Consider the following 18,006-nt stretch of genomic DNA (forward strand, 5'->3'; position numbering starts at 1 on the left):
GGCAGTGCAGACGGCGCCGGGCGGACCGGGCCATGCGGAAAAGCGGGACCGGTGCGGCTCAGCCGGCCACGGCAGCGCGGCGCCGGCGGCGCACGGCGGGCGCGGGCGCGTCGAGCAGCGTGGTCCAGTAGACGATCTTGAGTTCGCCCTCCAGGGTTTCGACCAGCGCCGACAGGCTTTCGACCCAGTCGCCGTCATTGCAGTAGAGCTGGCCGTTGACCTCGCGGATCTCGGCCTTGTGGATATGGCCGCAGACCACGCCGTCGCAGCCGCGGCGGCGCGCCTCGTCGACCATCGCGCTCTCGAACGCGCCGATGTAGTTGACCGCGTTCTTGACCTGGTGCTTCAGGTACTGCGACAGCGACCAGTACGGAAAGCCCAGGCGCGCGCGCAGCCGGTTGAAGTGCCGGTTGAGCGCCAGGATCATGGTGTAGAGCGAATCGCCCAGGTAGGCCAGCCAGCGCGCGTGCTGCACCACGCCGTCGAACAGGTCGCCGTGCACCACCCACAGGCGGCGTCCGCTGGCGGTGACGTGGATCGCCTCTTCGCGCACGGTGATGTCGCCGAAGGCCATGCCGTCGAACTGGCGCGCGGCTTCGTCGTGGTTGCCGGGCACATAGATCACCTCGGTGCCCTTGCGCGCCTTGCGCAGCAGCTTCTGCACCACGTCGTTGTGGCTTTGCGGCCAGTACCAGCCGCGGCGCAGCTGCCAGCCATCGATGATGTCGCCGACCAGGTAGAGCTGGTCGGATTCGTTGTGCTTGAGGAAATCGAGCAGGTAGTCGGCCTGGCAGCCGGGCGTGCCCAGGTGGATGTCAGACAGCCAGATGGCGCGGTAGCGCTGGATCGGGTGCGGCTCGGGGGGATAGGTTTCCTGCGTTTCGCGCGGCGGCGCCAGCGCGGCGCCATCGATGGCCGGCGCCATGAAGGCGGTCACCGGCGCGGCGGGGCCGCTGTCAGCGCTGCGGCGCAGCCATGGCGCCAGTTGCGAGGCCTTCGACAGATACCCGCGGGCAGATCGGATTGCTTGCACCATGCCAGTCCCGGTTGCGGCGATGGCTGCATTCAGCCAGCCAGCAATGACGCGACGGTGACGAAAACATGACTGACATGTGAATCGTTGCGGCCGCGGGACAGCCGCTGCATGGGCCCGCTCGCGACCGGTTCAGCGGCCGCGCGCGGACAGCTCTGCCAGTGCGTCGAGTGCCGCACGCACCGCGGCGGGATGGCGCAGCAGCGACACATGGCCGATGCCGGACAGCGGGATATGGCCGGCGCCGTCGAGCCACCCGGTGCAGGGCGGCCCCGCGATCGAATCGTGCCAGCTGAAGATCGAGATCATGCGCGCGCGCAGCCGCGGTGTTTCGGCGGCCGCGAGCGCGCGCAGCCAGGGGCTGCCGCAGCGCATCTGGCGCGCATTGTGGCCGCCGCCAAAGCGCGCCAGCGCGCTGCCGTGGTGGGGGCTGCCAAGCGTCACGATGCCGGCGCAGAGGTCTTCGTCGCCGGCCAGCTGCAGCGCGGCGCGCGCGGCCAGCCCGCCCATGCTGTGGCAGAGCAGCAGCGGCGCGCGTCCGCTTTCGGCGCGGATGCGCCGCATCGCGGCCAGCAGCGCGTGCGCGTAGTCGTCGATGTCGCCGAACACGGGTTCCAGGTCGATGCCGTGGCAACGGTAGCCGGCGGCGGCCAGCGCCGGCTGCATGTCGAGCCAGATCGCCTGGCCGCAGGCGTAGCCATGGACCAGCAGCACCGGCGGGGCATCGCGGCCGGGCCGTGCAGGGTCGGCCGGCGCGAACGGTGCGCGCGCGCGGAAGGGCTGCAGCCAGTCGAACATGCGCAGCACCGCCAGGCATTCAGTTGCGTAGCAGCGCAACGCCTCCGCCGGCCGCAGCGGCCTGCGCGTGGCGGCAAGTTCGGCGGGCGGCGCGGGCGGGTGGTCGCCGCGTGCGACCCACAGGCCGCGCCCGCTCAGCGCGAAGGCGATGGCAATGCCGCAGGCGAAGCCGCCCAGGATCAGCCCCGCGCCGGCGGCAAGCGCGCCGGGCCACGGCCAGGCGGCGGTGCGTACCAGCGCCGCGGCAATGCCCAGCGCTGCGGCCGCCTGCACGGTCACCGCGACGCGGCGGATGCCGGCGGCGCCCAGGCTCATGGCTTGGGGCGCAGGTCGGTCAGGCGCGTGCCTGCCAGGCGGTCATGCAGGAACTGGCGGCGCGGGTCCAGCCAGGCCAGCAGGATCCAGATCAGCAGGCCGGCGCACAGCACGCCGACGAACGGCCCCTTGACCAGCCCGAGCAGATGGCCGACCGCGGCCGATGGCGGCAGCCACAGCCACGCCAGCACGTAGCGCAGCGCCGCCTGCGGCCAGCGCGGCGGCACGCCGGCAGAGTTTTCGACGCGCATGCGCCAGGTCTGCATCGCCAGGGTCTGGCCGTTGCGCTGCCAGAACCAGGTGAAGTACAGCCCCATCACCAGGAAGCTCCACAGCTGGATCGCCAGCGGCCCGTCCACGCCCAGCTTCTGCAGCAGCGGCCGCAGCAGCAGGTAGGCGGCGGTCGAGGCGCTCAGCACGCCGAACAGCAGCACGCCTTCATAAAGCATGCAGGCGATGCGGCGGCGCAGCGGCGGCGCGGCCGGCGGCGTGGCGGCGGCGGGGGGCACGGGGTCGAGGGTGGCAGCGGGCATGGATGGCGATCGGAGCAGTGCGCCGGCGCGCGGCAGTCAGATGCCGGCGCGGGCCTGGCAAGGCCGGCCCGCGTGTGCTGGCCGGCCGCAAACGGCCATTATGCCAAATGGCCTTGGAATTACTGGCGCACGGTGGCGTCGGACGCCGCGGCCGTCGCTTCGGCGGGGCCGGGGGCAGCCGCGGACGCGGGGAGTGCTGCGCTCGCTGGCGTTGCCGCAGTGGCAGCGGCGGGGGCGGACGCCGCCTCGACGGCAGCTGCGGAAGCCACGGGCAGCGCCGCGCCGTCGCTGGCCGGCGCCGGAGGGGCCGGATGGGCTGGATGGGCTGGATGGGCCGGATGGGCAGCGTGGCTCGCGCCCGCCTTGTGTTCATGGCGCAGCTGGCGGCTGGTGTCGCTGGGCAGGCGCTTGCCGCTGGGCAGCGCGCTGACGGCGCCGGGCCGGCGCGGCACCTGGTCGGCGGCGGCCAGCTTCTTCTTCTGCTCTTCGGGCAACTGCTGGTATTTGTCCCAGGCTTCGGCCTTCTTCTCGGTGGGGAGCGAGCGGGTGATCTGGTAGTTTTCGCGCGCCAGCCGGCGTTGCTGCGGCGTCATCCTGACCCACTCCGTCATGCGTGCCTGCAGCCGGGCCTGCTCGGCCGGCGAATACTTCGGATAGCGCGCGGCGATGCGCAACCACTTTTGGCGGTTCAGCTCCGGCAGGGTATCCCACAGCGGCTGCAGCGGCGCCAGGATGCGCTGGTTGACGGGGCTCAGGTCGGCCCAGGCCGGTTTGGCGCTGGCGGGCTGGGCCGGACGGGCCGGATGGGTGGGCGCGGCTCCGGCCACCGCGGAAGCTCCCTGTGCCTGCGCCGGGGCGGAGAGCAGCGCCCAGCAGGCGGCCGCGCCGGCCAGCAGGGCGACCAGCCGGCGGCGCGGGGCGTCGGGGTAGGGCAGCGGGGGCGCCATGCTATTGCCCGTGCTTCAGGAACACGTGGAAGCCCTCGTCGGCATAGGCCGTGGGCGGCAGGTCGTCGAGCAGCATGGCGGCGTCGATATCGGCCAGTTCCTCGATGCGCTTCTGCTCCTGCCAGTGGTAGATGCCCACCAGGCCGGCGCCCAGCGCAACCAGCGTCCAGACCAGTCCCAGCCGGCGCAGCCAGGCGCCCGCGCGGTGCAGCGGCGAGGCGTCGTCGTCGAACAGCGGCGCGTGCGCGCCCGGCATGGCCAGTTGCGGCACCAGCACGGGCGCCTCGGCCTTCTTGCGGGCGACCGCCATCCGGCGCGCGGCGGCGAGCCGTTCGGAAATGTCGGCCGGCAGGGCATCGGCGCCGGCGTCGAGTGCCGCGCGAACCTCATGCGCAAACCGGCGCTCGCGGATTTCTTTGTCGTTTCTGCTCATAGTCGAACCCCCCGTGCGCGCAGGGCCTGCGCAAGCGTGTGCGTGGCACGGGAACAGTGCGTCTTGACGCTGCCTTCGGAACAGCCCATCACGGCCGCGGTTTCGGCGACGTCCATATCTTCCCAGTAACGCATCAGGAATGCCTGGCGTTGACGCGTGGGCAGGCGCTGGATCTCCTGCTCGATGATGTGCATGACCTGGGCCCGCTCGACCTTGTCGGCGCTGCTTTCGGCCGATTCGGAGCCGGCCTGCGCCTCTAGCGTCTCCAGCAGGTCGCTGTCGTCGCCGCCGTCGCGGTCGTCGCGCAGGCTGGAAAACAGCGAGACCCAGGTATTGCGCACCTTCTGGCGCCGGAACCAGTCATGGATGGTGTTCTGCAGGATGCGCTGGAACAGCGGCGCGAGTTCCGCGGCGCTCTTGTCGCCATATTTTTCGGCCAGCTTGATCATGGCGTCCTGGACGATGTCCAGCGCGGCCTCGTCGTCGCGGACGGCGAACACGGCCTGCTTGAAGGCGCGCCGCTCGACGCTGGCAAGAAAGGCGGACAGTTCCTGGTCGGTGGCCATTCAGGCGGTTGGGGCTTGTTGCGCCGGGACCCGGGCCCGGTTCTGGTGAATGTGCTGCCGGGGGCGCGCGGCGCCCCAAGGTGGTGGGATGCTAGCAAAATTTGGCCGCGCTGTACCGTTTTGTATGGCGGGACATACATGGCGCTGCGCAAAAGTTTTTGCAAATCCGGGGAACTTGCCGACGCCGGCGGCGTAAACAACCGTAGACCGCGCTGGTGCATTGCAGTATCATCGACGGTTCACACGACATCAGTGGTTGTCTCATCCGGCCGCTTATGAGGCGGTCTTCCATGCAGACGCGCATCGCTTGAACCCGAGCCACAAGTTCGGCAGAGAGCATCCAAACAATTTTTTGCCGAAAATTGCAAAGGACTGAAATGAACATGCCCAGCGCGGAATTCTCCCACGCCGACAGCAATTCATCTGCCGCACCCGAAATGATCGGGGCGGAAATTCTCGTTCACGCACTTGCCGAAGAAGGCGTCGAGTACGTCTGGGGCTATCCCGGCGGCGCAGTGCTGTATATCTACGACGAGCTCCACAAGCAAACCAAGTTCGAGCACATCCTGGTGCGCCACGAGCAGGCCGCGGTCCATGCCGCGGACGGCTACGCACGCGCCACCGGCAAGGTGGGCGTTGCCCTGGTGACCTCCGGTCCCGGCGTGACCAATGCCGTCACCGGCATCGCCACCGCGTACCTCGACTCGATCCCGATGGTGGTGATCACCGGCAACGTGCCGACCCACGCCATCGGCCAGGACGCCTTCCAGGAGTGCGACACTGTCGGCATCACCCGCCCGATCGTCAAGCACAACTTCCTGGTGAAGGACGTGCGCGACCTCGCCGCGACCATCAAGAAGGCGTTCTTCATCGCCTCGACCGGCCGTCCCGGCCCGGTGGTGGTCGACATCCCCAAGGATGTCTCGCGCAATGCCTGCAAGTACGAGTACCCCAAGTCGATCGACATGCGCTCGTACAACCCGGTCAACAAGGGTCACTCGGGCCAGATCCGCAAGGCCGTGGCGCTGCTGCAGAACGCCGAGCGCCCGTACATCTACACCGGCGGCGGCGTGGTGCTGGCCAATGCCAGCGACGAGCTGCGCCAGCTGGCGGCGATGACCGGCCACCCGGTGACCAACACGCTGATGGGCCTGGGCGCGTTTCCCGGCACCAGCAAGCAGTTCGTCGGCATGCTCGGCATGCACGGCACGTATGAAGCCAATATGGCCATGCAGAACTGCGACGTGCTGATTGCCATCGGCGCCCGCTTCGACGACCGCGTGATCGGCAACCCGTCGCACTTCACCTCGCAGGCGCGCAAGATCATCCATATCGACATCGATCCGTCGTCGATTTCCAAGCGCGTCAAGGTCGATATCCCCATCGTCGGCAACGTCAAGGACGTGCTGCAGGAACTGATCGCCCAGATCAAGGCCAGCGACATCAAGCCCAAGCGCGAAGCGCTGGCAAAGTGGTGGGAGCAGATCGAGCAATGGCGCTCGGTCGACTGCCTGAAGTACGACCGCAGTTCCGAGATCATCAAGCCGCAATACGTGGTGGAAAAGATCTGGGAACTGACCCACGGCGACGCCTTCATCTGCTCCGACGTCGGCCAGCACCAGATGTGGGCCGCGCAGTTCTACAAGTTCAACGAGCCACGCCGCTGGATCAACTCCGGCGGCCTGGGCACGATGGGCGTGGGCCTGCCGTACGCGATGGGCATCAAGAAGGCCTTCCCCGAGAAGGAAGTCGTCACCATCACCGGCGAAGGCTCGATCCAGATGTGCATCCAGGAGCTGTCGACCTGCCTGCAGTACGACACCCCGGTGAAGATCTGCTCGCTCAACAATGGCTACCTGGGCATGGTGCGCCAGTGGCAGGAGATCGAGTACGACAACCGCTACTCGCACTCGTACATGGATGCGCTGCCTGATTTCGTCAAGCTGGCCGAGGCCTATGGCCACGTCGGCATGCGCGTCGAGAAGACCTCGGACGTCGAGCCGGCGCTGCGCGAGGCGTTCCGCCTGAAGGACCGTACCGTGTTCCTGGACTTCCAGACCGATCCCACCGAAAACGTCTGGCCGATGGTCCAGGCTGGCAAGGGCATTTCCGAAATGCTGCTCGGCGCGGAGGACCTGTAATGCGACACATCATTTCGGTCCTGCTGGAAAACGAAGCCGGTGCGCTGTCGCGCGTGGTGGGCCTGTTCTCGGCCCGTGGCTACAACATCGAGACGCTGACCGTGGCACCCACCGAGGATGCCTCGCTGTCGCGCATGACCATCGTCACCACCGGCTCGGACGACGTGATCGAACAGATCACCAAGCACCTGAACCGGCTGGTGGAAGTGGTCAAGGTGGTCGACCTGACCGAAGGCGCGCACATCGAACGCGAGCTGATGCTCGTCAAGGTGCGCGCGGTGGGCAAGGAGCGCGAGGAAATGAAGCGCACCGCCGACATCTTCCGCGGCCGCATCATCGATGTCACCGAGAAGACCTACACCATCGAGCTGACCGGCAACGGCGTCAAGCTCGATGCGTTCCTGGACGCGATCGACCGTACCGCCATCCTCGAGACCGTCCGTACCGGCGGCTCGGGCATCGGCCGCGGCGAGCGCATCCTGAAGGTCTGACCCGGCCCCGGCTCACCCGACGGCTTCACGCAGTATCCCCGGGGCGGCGCGATCCGGGCGCACACGATGCGCGCGAGGATGCCGCTCCTCTCATACAAAAGACAGAGATTGAAGGAATCATCATGAAAGTGTTTTACGACAAGGACGCCGACCTCTCCCTGATCAAGGGCAAGAACGTCACTATCATCGGCTACGGCTCGCAGGGCCATGCCCACGCGCTGAACCTGAAGGATTCGGGCGTCAACGTGACGGTCGGCCTGCGCAAGAGCGGCGCGTCGTGGAACAAGGCCGTCAACGCCGGCCTGCAGGTCAAGGAAGTGGCCGAGGCCGTCAAGAACGCCGACGTGGTCATGATCCTGCTGCCGGACGAGCAGATCGCCGACGTGTACAAGAACGAAGTGCACGCCAACATCAAGGAAGGCGCTGCGCTGGCCTTCGCCCACGGCTTCAACGTGCACTACGGTGCCGTGATCCCGCGCGCCGACCTCGACGTGATCATGATCGCGCCGAAGGCCCCGGGCCACACCGTGCGCGCCACCTACACGCAAGGTGGCGGCGTGCCGCACCTGATCGCCGTGCACCAGAACAAGTCCGGCGCCGCCCGTGACATCGCGCTGTCTTACGCCACCGCCAACGGCGGCGGCCGTGCCGGCATCATCGAGACCAACTTCCGCGAAGAAACCGAGACCGACCTGTTCGGCGAGCAGGCCGTGCTGTGCGGCGGTACCGTCGAGCTGATCAAGGCCGGCTTCGAGACCCTGGTGGAAGCCGGCTACGCGCCGGAAATGGCCTACTTCGAGTGCCTGCATGAACTGAAGCTGATCGTCGACCTGATCTACGAAGGCGGCATCGCCAACATGAACTACTCGATCTCCAATAACGCCGAATATGGTGAATACGTCACCGGCCCGCGCGTGGTGACCGAGGAGACCAAGAAGGCGATGAAGCAGTGCCTGAAGGACATCCAGACCGGCGAATACGCCAAGAGCTTCCTGCTGGAGAACAAGGCCGGCGCCCCGACCCTGATCTCGCGCCGCCGCCTGAACGCCGAGCACGAAATCGAAGTGGTGGGCGAGAAGCTGCGCGCGATGATGCCGTGGATCGCCAAGAACAAGATGGTCGACCAGTCGAAGAACTGATCTAGCAGCGCTGCCTGATGGCCCGCGCCGCACGGCGGCGGGCCGAAGCCGTTCAGCGTTCCGTGCCTTGCCCTTCTATCATCGGAAGGGGATTGCCGGGACCTGAACGGCTTTTTGTTATCCTTGTCGAACTTTTCGGGCAAGGCGTGCCGGATGCTGCTCCCCGCGGCGGCCGGCAGGGCGCGCGGCACTTGCGTGCCGCGGCCAGGCCGCCTTGCCCTGGCCTGTATCCACCGAAACACGTACTGCATGAACTATCCTCATCCGCTGATCGCCCGTGAAGGCTGGCCGTTCCTGGCCGGCGCCTTTGTCATCTCGCTGCTGGTGCATGCCAGCGCGGGCTTCTGGTGGGCGCTGCCGCTGTGGATCATCACGGTGTTCGTGCTGCAGTTCTTCCGCGACCCGCCGCGTCCGATCCCGTCGCAGCCCAATGCCGTGCTGGCCCCGGCCGACGGCCGCATCGTCGTGGTCGAGAAGACCATGGACCCGTACGCCCAGCGCGAGGCGCTGAAGATCAGCGTCTTCATGAACGTCTTCAACGTGCACTCGAACCGCGTCTCGGTCGACGGCGCGGTGGAGAAGGTCGAATACTTTCCCGGCAAGTTCGTCAATGCCGACCTTGACAAGGCCTCGACCGAAAACGAGCGCAACGCCGTGCTGATCCGGCGCTCGGCCGACGGCCAGCTGGTGACGCTGGTGCAGGTGGCGGGCCTGGTGGCGCGCCGCATCCTGTGCTACACCAAGCCCGGCGACAACCTCTCGCGCGGCCAGCGCTACGGCTTTATCCGCTTCGGCTCGCGCGTCGACGTGTACCTGCCGCTCGACGCACGCCCGCGCGTGACCATCGGCGAGAAGGTGTCGGCCTCGTCGACCATCCTCGCCGAACTCGACGTGCAGTGAGCGGCGGCCTGACCGGAGCACAGTGATGGTTGCCTTCCATCGACGTAACAAGCGCAGCGGCAGCGGCAACGTGACCCACCTGCGGCCGTTCCGCCACAACCAGCTGCGCGGCGCCGACGACGACTTCGACGACGAAGCCGTCGACGACCACGATATCGCCTACCAGCGTCCGCGCCGGCGCGGCATCTACCTGCTGCCCAACGCCTTCACCACGGCGGCGCTGTTTGCCGGCTTCTTCGCCATCGTGCAGGCGATGAACATGCGCTTCGACGCCGCCGCCATCGCCATCTTCGCGGCCATGGTGCTCGACGGCATGGACGGGCGCGTGGCCCGCATCACCAATACGCAGAGCGCGTTCGGCGAGCAGTATGACTCGCTCTCGGACATGACCTCGTTCGGCGTCGCGCCGGCGCTGGTGATGTACGAATGGATCCTGCATGACCTGGGCAAGTGGGGCTGGATCGCGGCGTTCGTCTACTGCACCTGTGCGGCGCTGCGGCTGGCGCGCTTCAACGCCAATATCGGCGTCATCGACAAGCGCTTCTTCCAGGGCCTGCCGAGCCCGGCCGCGGCGGCGCTGGTGGCCGGCTTCGTCTGGCTGGTGATCGACAACAAGCTGCCGGTCAAGGAACTGTGGATGCCGTGGGTGGCGTTCGGCATCACGCTGTACGCGGGGCTGTCGATGGTGTCCAACGCGCCGTTCTACAGCGGCAAGGCGCTCGACGTGCGCTACCGTGTGCCGTTCGGCATGATGGTGCTGGTCCTGGTGCTGTTCGTGGTGGTCTCGACCGATCCGCCGGTGGCGCTGTTCGGGCTGTTCGTGGCCTACGCGATTTCGGGCTACGTGCTGTGGGCCTGGCGGGCCATCCATGGCAAGCCGGCGATCGAGAAGAAGCCGCGCGAATAAATCGCAGAAGGGCGCTCAGGCGCCCTTCATGCATTGCTGGATTCACAATTGTTTTCATGCCGCGGCCATCCGGGCGTGGCACTCTGCAGTGTTTTCCACCCACCGTCAGGAGGATGTCATGGGCATGTTCGACTTCATCAAGGAAGCGGGAGAAAAGCTGTTCGGCACCGGCGAGGCCAAGGCCGCGCAGGCAGCGGCCGCGGCGGATGCATCGGCGGAGAAGGTCGATGCCGCCAATCGCGCCGCGGGCGACGCGATCGAGGCGTATATCAGGAAGATGGGGCTGGACGCGACCGGGCTGATGGTGCAGGTCGACGGCTCGCAGGGTCTCGTCACCGTGTTCGGCGTGGCACCCGACCAGGCCACGCGCGAGAAGATCATCCTGTGCGCCGGCAATGTCGAGGGCGTCGACAAGGTCGAGGACAAGATGTCGGTCAACGTCGAGTCCGCCGAGTCGCAATGGCATACCGTGGTCAAGGGCGACACACTGTGGGCGATCGCGCAGGCCGCCTATGGCAACGGTGCCGAGTACAACAAGATCTTCGAAGCCAACAAGCCGATGCTGAGCCATCCGGACAAGATCTACCCGGGCCAGAAGCTGCGCATCCCGCCCAAGGGCTGAGACTTCTGCAGGGGGGCGCGTGCGGCAAAACCCTGTGTTGCGCGTGCGCGCCAAGTCGGCTATAGTCGCAGCCATGATTTCGCGCCAAGTCCTAATCGCCCGCACCACCCTAGGTGGCCTACTAGGCCATCAGGTCGGGACGCGCGCGCGCTAAGGACGGACTTACCCCTTAGCGCGGAATCCGCAAGGAATTTTCCAACGCCCCGGCCTGCTCCATGCACGCCGGGGCGTTTTGCATTCCACAGCCGTGGAGCGCGGAACAGGCGGTAAAGCCCCGGACGCAGCATGCCGGGGACAGCACACGACAAGCAATCAGGAGCTCCACACCATGTCTGACAAACTGATCATTTTCGACACCACCTTGCGTGACGGCGAGCAATCGCCCGGCGCCTCGATGACGCGCGAGGAAAAGATCCGCATCGCGCGCCAGCTGGAACGCCTGAAGGTCGACGTGATCGAGGCCGGTTTCGCCGCGAGCTCCAACGGCGACTTCGAGGCGATCCGCTCGATCGCGCAGGTGGTCAAGGACTCCACCATCTGCTCGCTGGCGCGCGCCAACGACAAGGACATCGCCCGCGCGGCGGAGGCACTCAAGCCTGCCAACTCGTTCCGCATCCACACCTTCATCGCCACCTCCGCGCTGCACATGGAGAAGAAGCTGCGCATGACGCCGGACCAGGTGTACGAGCAGGCGCGCCTGGCGGTGCGCTTTGCGCGCCAGTTCACCGACGATATCGAGTTCTCGCCGGAAGACGGCAGCCGCTCGGACATGGACTTCCTGTGCCGCGTGCTCGAAGGCGTGATCGCCGAGGGCGCCACCACCATCAACCTGCCCGATACCGTCGGCTACGCCGTGCCGGAAGGCTATGCCGCGCTGATCCGCTCGGTGCGCGAGCGCATTCCCAACTCGGACAAGGCGGTCTGGTCGGTGCACTGCCATAACGACCTCGGCATGGCCGTGGCCAACTCGCTGGCGGCGGTCAAGCTCGGCGGCGCGCGCCAGATCGAATGCACCATCAACGGCCTCGGCGAGCGTGCCGGCAACACCAGCCTGGAAGAAGTGGTGATGGCGGTGAAGACGCGCCGCGACTACTTCAACCTCGACGTCGGCGTCGATACCACGCAGATCGTGCCGGCTTCGAAGCTGGTGTCGCAGATCACCGGCTTCGCGGTGCAGCCGAACAAGGCCGTGGTCGGCGCCAATGCCTTCGCGCATGCCTCGGGCATCCACCAGGATGGCGTGCTCAAGGCGCGCGACACCTACGAGATCATGCGCGCGGAAGACGTGGGCTGGACCGCCAACAAGATCGTGCTGGGCAAGCTGTCGGGCCGCAACGCCTTCAAGCAGCGCCTGCAGGAGCTGGGCATCGAGCTCGACAGCGAGAGCGAGGTCAACGCCGCCTTTGCCCGCTTCAAGGAGCTGGCCGACCAGAAGGCCGAGATCTTCGACGAAGACATCATGGCCATCGTCTCGAACGAGGCCCAGCACGATGCCAACGAACACTTCCGCTTTATCTCGCTGTCGCAGCGCTCCGAGACCGGCGAGCGTCCGCACGCGCGCGTGGTGTTCAGCATGGACGGCCAGGAGCAGAGCGGCGAGGGCGAGGGCAACGGCCCGGTCGACGCCACCCTGCATGCGATCGAGTCGCGCGTGGGCAGCGGCGCCGAGATGGTGCTGTATTCGGTCAACGCCATCACCGGCGGCACCGAGGCCCAGGGCGAAGTGACCGTGCGCCTGTCCAAGGCCGGCCGCATCGTCAACGGCGTGGGCACCGACCCGGATATCGTCGCGGCCTCGGCCAAGGCCTACCTTGCCGCGCTGAACAAGCTGCACGACAAGGCCGTGCAGAAGATCAACCCGCAGATCTGATCTGGATTCCTGCGCTGACGGCGGAAGGCCTACCCGGCCCGAACGTACGGACCAGGCCCGCCATTCCCGACCCGGGGATGGCGGGCTTTTTCATGGGCACGGTCAGAACAGGCGGCGCTCGTCGGGATCGTAGAGCGGGTCGGGCGTGATCTGGGTCCGGCGCAGCACGCCGGCATCGTCGAAATAGAAGTGGAACAGCGACGGCCATACGTCTTCGTGGCGGAAGCGGTAGGACCAGACCTCGTTGCGCATGCGCGGGAAGTAGCTGACCGGCAGCCGCGTCATGCCGAAGTGCTCGGCCACGTCGCGCTTGGTCCAGGTGTTGACCTGCGCCTTGTACAGCTCGGGCGTCGACAGCATGTTGCGGAACGCGGTCAGGTTGCCGTTGCGGTCGAAGTCGGCGCCATAGGCATACTGGCCCATCGGCTGCTTCGAGTAGATCCAGCGCGTGGTGCCGTCGCGCAGCGGGAATACGTCGGTGGGCGGCCCGAACATGGCCTGCACCGCGGCCTGCGGCTGGCCCACCAGCCGGCTCCCTTCCTGCTCCGGCATCAGCGTGGCGCAGGCCGACAGCATGGCGACGCCCAGCGCCAGCACGAGACGGCGCGCGCCCTTGGCGATGACGGAATGCATGGCTGGTCCTCGATCGATGTTTGGACTGTAGATACCGCCAGTGTAGTGCGGTGGCGGGCGGTGTGTGCATTCGGCGCTGCTTTTGTGCGGATCTGCCGCTAATCGTGCCGGTTCTGCCCGGAATTTGTGGCGCGGATGCGGACCGCGCCGGCATTTGCCCGCAGCGGGACGCTGCCGTACTATCCAGCGCTTTCCAGGAGAGACGAATGACGGTTGCGGCACGGTGGCGGGGATGGCTGGGCGGGTTGTTGCTGGCGGCAGCGGCGGGCGCGTCGGCGCAGGAGCCGATCCGGCTGGGCATGATCGACGGCCTGTCCGGCCCGTTCGCCAATGCCGGCGAAGCGGTGGCGCGCAACCTGCGCCTGGCGATCGAGCGCATCAATGCGCGCGGCGGCGTCAAGACCGCCGAAGGCGCGCGCCCGCTCGAGCTGGTCACCTTCGACAGCAAGGGCAATGTCGATGAAAGCCTGATCCAGCTGCGCGCGCTGACCGACAAGCGCATCCCCTTTGTCTTGCAGGGCAACAGCTCGGCGGTGGCCGGGGCGCTGGTGGCGGCCATCAACCGCCATAACGCGCGCCAGCCGGATGCGCGCGTGCTGTTCCTGAACTACTCGGCGGTCGATCCCAGCCTGACCAATGAGAACTGCAGCTTCTGGCATTTCCGCTTCGATGCCAGCGCCGACATGCGCATGCAGGCGCTGACCGAGGTCATCCGCCAGGACCAGGCGGTGCGCCGCGTCTATCTGATCGACCAGGACTACAGCTTCGGCCACCAGGTGGCGCGCTCGGCGCGCGAGATGCTGGCGGCGCGCCGGCCCGATATCCAGATCGTCGGCGACGAGTTCCACCCGATCGGCAAGATCAAGGACTTCGCGCCGTATATCGCCAAGATCAAGGCTAGTGGCGCCGATGCGGTCATCACCGGCAACTGGGGCAACGACCTGACGCTGATGGTCAAGGCCGCGCGCGAGGGCGGGCTGCGGGCCAAGTTCTACACCTTCTACGGAAATGGCCTGGGCGCGCCGGCGGCGATGGGCGATGCCGGGGTCGGGCGCGTGCTGGCGGTGGCCGAATGGCATCCCAATGTGGGCGGGGCGGCATCCGACGCGTTCTACCAGGAATTCCGCGCGCGCTATCCGGAGCCGAAGGACGACTACGTCCACCTGCGCATGCAGATGATGGTCGAGATGCTGGCGCGCGCGATCACGCAGGCCGGCTCCACCGACGCGGTCAAGGTGGCGCGCGCGCTCGAGCACATGCGCTACGTCAACGACTTCCACGAAGCCACGGTGCGGGCCGACGACCACCAGGTGCTGCAGCCGCTGTACGTATCGGTGATGGAGCGCCAGGGCGGCGCGGTGCGCTTCGACAACGAGGGCTCGGGCTATGGCTTCCGCACCGTGCGCAAGCTCAAGGCGGCGCAGACCACGCTGCCGACCACCTGCCGGATGGAGCGTCCGTGATGGAACGTCCATGAGCGGCCGGGCGCCGGGTACTCCTGCGCCGGCTTTTCGGCTATAATCCGCGGCTGTCGTTACCTGGCCCCGGCCCGGTGGCGGCAGCAGCCAGTCAAATACATGGCACGACGCATGCGGCGCATCCCGCGCTGTGGCGTTCGCAAGTGAAAGGAAATCATCATGGCAGTCGCCGATATCAACAAGTCCGAAGTCATCAAGCAATTCGCACGTGGCGCCAACGACACTGGCAGCCCCGAAGTGCAAGTGGCCCTGCTGACCACCCGCATCAACGAACTGACCCCGCACTTCAAGGCCAACATGAAGGACCACCACAGCCGCCGCGGTCTGCTGCGCATGGTGAGCCGCCGTCGCCGCCTGCTGGACTACCTCAAGTCCAACGATGCCGACCGCTACCGCGCCCTGATCGAAAAGCTGGGCCTGCGCAAGTAAGGTTGCGTCCGATGGCAGCGCGATTCCTGGGTTTGCACGGTTTCGCGTGAGGCCTCGATGCCTGCTTCAGCACTGCTGGGCAGGCATTTTGCATTTCTGGCGGGGCGATTCCGTGCCGCCAGGGTGCAGACTGTGAATGCAGTGATTTTCGCTTCACGCCGCCCGGCCATGTCGATGGCGCGGGCGCCGTTGCGGCAAGCGGCGCAACGGAGTAAGTTGTTCTTTTTATCCAACACCCGGATCGGGCAAGGAAACAGGGCTTTGTGAGGGCTTTGTGTCATTCCAGCACGGCATCGGCAACGCCGGTGCCGCGCTGGAATGGCATAGCACTTCCCTGCGACCGCGACCGGCAACCCGGCAGTTTGCCTGCGGCTGAGAACGCAGGCGTCGCCGGCCGCGCGCGTGTCATTGCGCAGATTGCGCGGCCAGCACGCAAGTCAAGGAATGCATATGTCCATGTTCAACAAGGTCGTCAAGGAATTCCAGTGGGGCCAGCACACGGTCCGCATGGAAACCGGCGAAATCGCCCGCCAGGCCGGCGGTGCCGTGCTGGTCGATGTGGAAGACACCGTGGTGCTGGCGACCGTGGTCGCCGCCAAGAACCCGAAGCCGGGCCAGGACTTCTTCCCGCTGACGGTCGACTACATCGAGAAGACCTACGCCGCCGGCAAGATCCCCGGCGGCTTCTTCAAGCGTGAAGGCCGTCCGTCGGAAAACGAGACCCTGACCTCGCGCCTGATCGATCGTCCGCTGCGTCCGCTGTTCCCGGAAGGCTTCTACAACGAAGTCCAGGTGGTGGTGCACGTGGTGTCGCTGAACCCGGAAGTCCCCGCCGACATCCCGGCGCTGATCGGCGCCTCGGCCGCGCTGGCCGTGTCGGGCATCCCGTTCAGCGGCCCGGTCGGCGCCGCGCGCGTCGGCTACAAGGACGGCCAGTACCTGCTGAACCCGACCCGCTCGCAGATCGCCACCTCGGACCTCGACCTGGTGGTCGCCGGCACCGAGCGCGCCGTGCTGATGGTCGAATCGGAAGCCAACCAGCTGTCGGAAGACGTGATGCTGGGCGCCGTGGTCTATGGCCACGAGCAGATGCAGACCGCCATCAATGCCATCCATGAACTGGTGCGCGAAGGCGGCAAGCCGGAGTGGGACTGGGCCCAGGCGGCCAAGAACGAGCCGCTGATCGCCAAGGTCACCGAAGTCGCGCTGCCGCTGCTGCAGGAAGCCTACCAGCTGCGCCAGAAGTCGGCGCGCAGCCAGAAGCTGAAGGAAGTGTCGGCCAACGTCGCCGCGGCGCTGGCCGAGGCCGGCGTCGAAGCCGACAAGGTGGAAGTCGGCAATATCATGTTCGACCTGGAAGCGAAGATCGTGCGCGGCCAGATCCTGAACGGCGAGCCGCGCATCGACGGCCGCGACACCCGCACCGTGCGCCCGATCGAGATCCGTTCGTCGGTGCTGCCGCGCGCGCACGGCTCGGCGCTGTTCACCCGCGGCGAGACCCAGGCGCTGGTGGTGGCCACGCTGGGCACCAAGAGCGACGAGCAGATCATCGACGCGCTCGCCGGCGAGTACCGCGACCGCTTCATGCTCCACTACAACATGCCCCCGTTCGCCACCGGCGAGACCGGCCGCGTGGGCAGCCCCAAGCGCCGCGAAATCGGCCATGGCCGCCTGGCCAAGCGCGCGCTGATCCCGGTGCTGCCGAAGGACGACGAATTCGCCTACACCATCCGCCTGGTTTCGGAAATCACCGAGTCCAACGGCTCGTCGTCGATGGCTTCGGTCTGCGGCGGCTGCCTGGCGCTGATGGACGCCGGCGTTCCGGTCAAGGCGCACGTGGCCGGCGTGGCCATGGGCCTGATCCTGGAAGGCAACAAGTTCGCGGTGCTGACCGATATCCTGGGCGATGAAGACCACCTGGGCGACATGGACTTCAAGGTGGCCGGCACCGACAGCGGCATCACCGCGCTGCAGATGGACATCAAGGTCCAGGGCATCACCAAGGAGATCATGCAGGTCGCGCTGGCGCAGGCCAAGGAGGGCCGCTTGCATATCCTGTCGAACATGCAGGAAGCGATGGGCCACGCCCGCACCGAGCTGTCGGCACACGCCCCGCGCATGATCACCATGAAGATCCACCCGGACAAGATCCGCGAAGTGATCGGCAAGGGCGGTTCGACCATCCAGGCGCTGACCAAGGAAACCGGCACCACCATCGACATCCAGGAAGACGGCACCATCACCATCGCCTCGACCTCGACCGAAGGCATGGCCGAAGCCAAGCGCCGCATCGAGGGCATCACCGCGGAAGCCGAAGTGGGCAAGATCTACGCCGGCACCGTGCTGAAGCTGCTCGACTTCGGCGCCATCGTCAACATCCTGCCGGGCAAGGACGGCCTGCTGCATATCTCGGAAATCGTCAACGAGCGTGTCAAGGACATCAAGGACTGGCTGAAGGAAGGCCAGCAGGTCCGCGTCAAGCTGATCCAGGCCGACGAGAAGGGCCGCCTGCGCCTGTCGCTGAAGGCCGCGCTGGCGGAAGAGGGCGGCAGCATCAGCCCGATCAACGCCGGCGAAAGCGCCGCGCCGGCAGCGCCGGCCGGTGGCTCGGAACAGCAGTAACGCCACGGGCAGTCGTGCCCGCCGGCGCCTCCGGGAACGGGGGCGCCACCACAAAACGGCTGGACCATGTCCGGCCGTTTTTTTGTTTACACTGCCGGGCAACCCTGACGAGCGCAAGCTCACACCGACCTGACAGCAGACAAGGAGCA

17 protein-coding genes are annotated in these 18,006 nt (G+C 66.9%); 10 read left to right on the forward strand and 7 right to left on the reverse strand.

Going from position 1 to position 18,006, the window contains the following annotated elements; all coding sequences use genetic code 11:
- Window positions 1-58: 58 nt before the first annotated feature.
- The 6 genes from A2G96_RS06155 to A2G96_RS06180 all read right to left on the reverse strand — a co-directional run bounded on the left by A2G96_RS06155 (window position 59) and on the right by A2G96_RS06180 (window position 4,625).
- Window positions 59-1,036 carry a UDP-2,3-diacylglucosamine diphosphatase gene (locus A2G96_RS06155; RefSeq protein ID WP_062797724.1) on the reverse strand — a complete coding sequence of 326 codons (978 nt, stop codon included), beginning with the start codon at window positions 1,034-1,036 and terminating at the stop codon, window positions 59-61.
- Between the two features lie 129 nt (window positions 1,037-1,165).
- The gene (locus tag A2G96_RS06160; RefSeq protein WP_062797726.1) at window positions 1,166-2,146 is read right to left on the reverse strand and encodes an esterase/lipase family protein; all 981 of its coding nucleotides are present in this window, start codon (window positions 2,144-2,146) and stop codon (window positions 1,166-1,168) included.
- Window positions 2,143-2,679 carry an RDD family protein gene (locus A2G96_RS06165; protein WP_062797728.1) on the reverse strand — a complete coding sequence of 179 codons (537 nt, stop codon included), beginning with the start codon at window positions 2,677-2,679 and terminating at the stop codon, window positions 2,143-2,145. The genes A2G96_RS06160 and A2G96_RS06165 overlap by 4 nt, the downstream gene beginning before the upstream one ends.
- 119 nt (window positions 2,680-2,798) lie before the next feature.
- Window positions 2,799-3,626, reverse strand: coding sequence for a DUF3106 domain-containing protein (locus tag A2G96_RS06170; protein ID WP_062797730.1), 828 nt, complete (start codon window positions 3,624-3,626; stop codon window positions 2,799-2,801).
- A 1-nt stretch (window position 3,627) separates the two neighbouring features.
- Window positions 3,628-4,059 (reverse strand): DUF3619 family protein, encoded by a 432-nt coding sequence (locus A2G96_RS06175; RefSeq protein WP_062797732.1) that lies wholly within the window; start codon window positions 4,057-4,059, stop codon window positions 3,628-3,630.
- Entirely contained in the window at window positions 4,056-4,625 is a 570-nt protein-coding gene (locus tag A2G96_RS06180; RefSeq protein ID WP_062797734.1) for an RNA polymerase sigma factor, read from the reverse strand. The genes A2G96_RS06175 and A2G96_RS06180 overlap by 4 nt, the downstream gene beginning before the upstream one ends.
- Before the next feature lie 377 nt (window positions 4,626-5,002).
- Here A2G96_RS06180 and A2G96_RS06185 point away from each other — a divergent pair, with 377 nt between their 5' ends.
- The 7 genes from A2G96_RS06185 to A2G96_RS06215 all read left to right on the forward strand — a co-directional run bounded on the left by A2G96_RS06185 (window position 5,003) and on the right by A2G96_RS06215 (window position 12,695).
- On the forward strand, window positions 5,003-6,766 hold the full coding sequence (locus A2G96_RS06185; RefSeq protein WP_062797735.1) for an acetolactate synthase 3 catalytic subunit: 1,764 nt from the start codon (window positions 5,003-5,005) through the stop codon (window positions 6,764-6,766).
- The gene (ilvN, locus tag A2G96_RS06190; RefSeq protein ID WP_029044782.1) at window positions 6,766-7,257 is read left to right on the forward strand and encodes an acetolactate synthase small subunit; all 492 of its coding nucleotides are present in this window, start codon (window positions 6,766-6,768) and stop codon (window positions 7,255-7,257) included. Before A2G96_RS06185 ends, ilvN begins: the two co-directional genes overlap by 1 nt.
- A 122-nt stretch (window positions 7,258-7,379) precedes the next feature.
- The gene (ilvC, locus tag A2G96_RS06195; protein ID WP_012352318.1) at window positions 7,380-8,396 is read left to right on the forward strand and encodes a ketol-acid reductoisomerase; all 1,017 of its coding nucleotides are present in this window, start codon (window positions 7,380-7,382) and stop codon (window positions 8,394-8,396) included.
- 249 nt (window positions 8,397-8,645) lie between these two features.
- Entirely contained in the window at window positions 8,646-9,296 is a 651-nt protein-coding gene (locus tag A2G96_RS06200; protein ID WP_062797736.1) for a phosphatidylserine decarboxylase, read from the forward strand.
- A 25-nt stretch (window positions 9,297-9,321) separates the two neighbouring features.
- Window positions 9,322-10,203, forward strand: coding sequence for a CDP-diacylglycerol--serine O-phosphatidyltransferase (gene pssA / locus A2G96_RS06205; protein ID WP_062797738.1), 882 nt, complete (start codon window positions 9,322-9,324; stop codon window positions 10,201-10,203).
- Window positions 10,204-10,321: 118 nt separating this feature from the next.
- The gene (gene lysM / locus A2G96_RS06210; protein WP_062797740.1) at window positions 10,322-10,825 is read left to right on the forward strand and encodes a peptidoglycan-binding protein LysM; all 504 of its coding nucleotides are present in this window, start codon (window positions 10,322-10,324) and stop codon (window positions 10,823-10,825) included.
- A 328-nt stretch (window positions 10,826-11,153) separates the two neighbouring features.
- Window positions 11,154-12,695: a 2-isopropylmalate synthase gene (locus A2G96_RS06215; protein ID WP_062797743.1), complete on the forward strand. Its 1,542-nt coding sequence runs from the start codon at window positions 11,154-11,156 to the stop codon at window positions 12,693-12,695.
- Between the two features lie 102 nt (window positions 12,696-12,797).
- Here A2G96_RS06215 and A2G96_RS06220 read toward each other — a convergent pair whose 3' ends face one another.
- Entirely contained in the window at window positions 12,798-13,328 is a 531-nt protein-coding gene (locus A2G96_RS06220; RefSeq protein WP_062797746.1) for a hypothetical protein, read from the reverse strand.
- A 206-nt stretch (window positions 13,329-13,534) separates the two neighbouring features.
- Here A2G96_RS06220 and A2G96_RS06225 point away from each other — a divergent pair, with 206 nt between their 5' ends.
- The 3 genes from A2G96_RS06225 (at window position 13,535) to pnp (ending at window position 17,857) form a co-directional block, all read left to right on the forward strand.
- The gene (locus A2G96_RS06225; RefSeq protein ID WP_062797748.1) at window positions 13,535-14,791 is read left to right on the forward strand and encodes a branched-chain amino acid ABC transporter substrate-binding protein; all 1,257 of its coding nucleotides are present in this window, start codon (window positions 13,535-13,537) and stop codon (window positions 14,789-14,791) included.
- Window positions 14,792-14,965: 174 nt separating this feature from the next.
- Entirely contained in the window at window positions 14,966-15,235 is a 270-nt protein-coding gene (gene rpsO, locus A2G96_RS06230; RefSeq protein WP_010809136.1) for a 30S ribosomal protein S15, read from the forward strand.
- Window positions 15,236-15,685: 450 nt separating this feature from the next.
- Window positions 15,686-17,857, forward strand: coding sequence for a polyribonucleotide nucleotidyltransferase (pnp, locus tag A2G96_RS06235; RefSeq protein ID WP_062797750.1), 2,172 nt, complete (start codon window positions 15,686-15,688; stop codon window positions 17,855-17,857).
- Window positions 17,858-18,006 lie beyond the last annotated feature (149 nt).

The organism is Cupriavidus nantongensis (genome assembly GCF_001598055.1).
GTDB classification, from domain to species: Bacteria; Pseudomonadota; Gammaproteobacteria; order Burkholderiales; family Burkholderiaceae; genus Cupriavidus; species Cupriavidus nantongensis.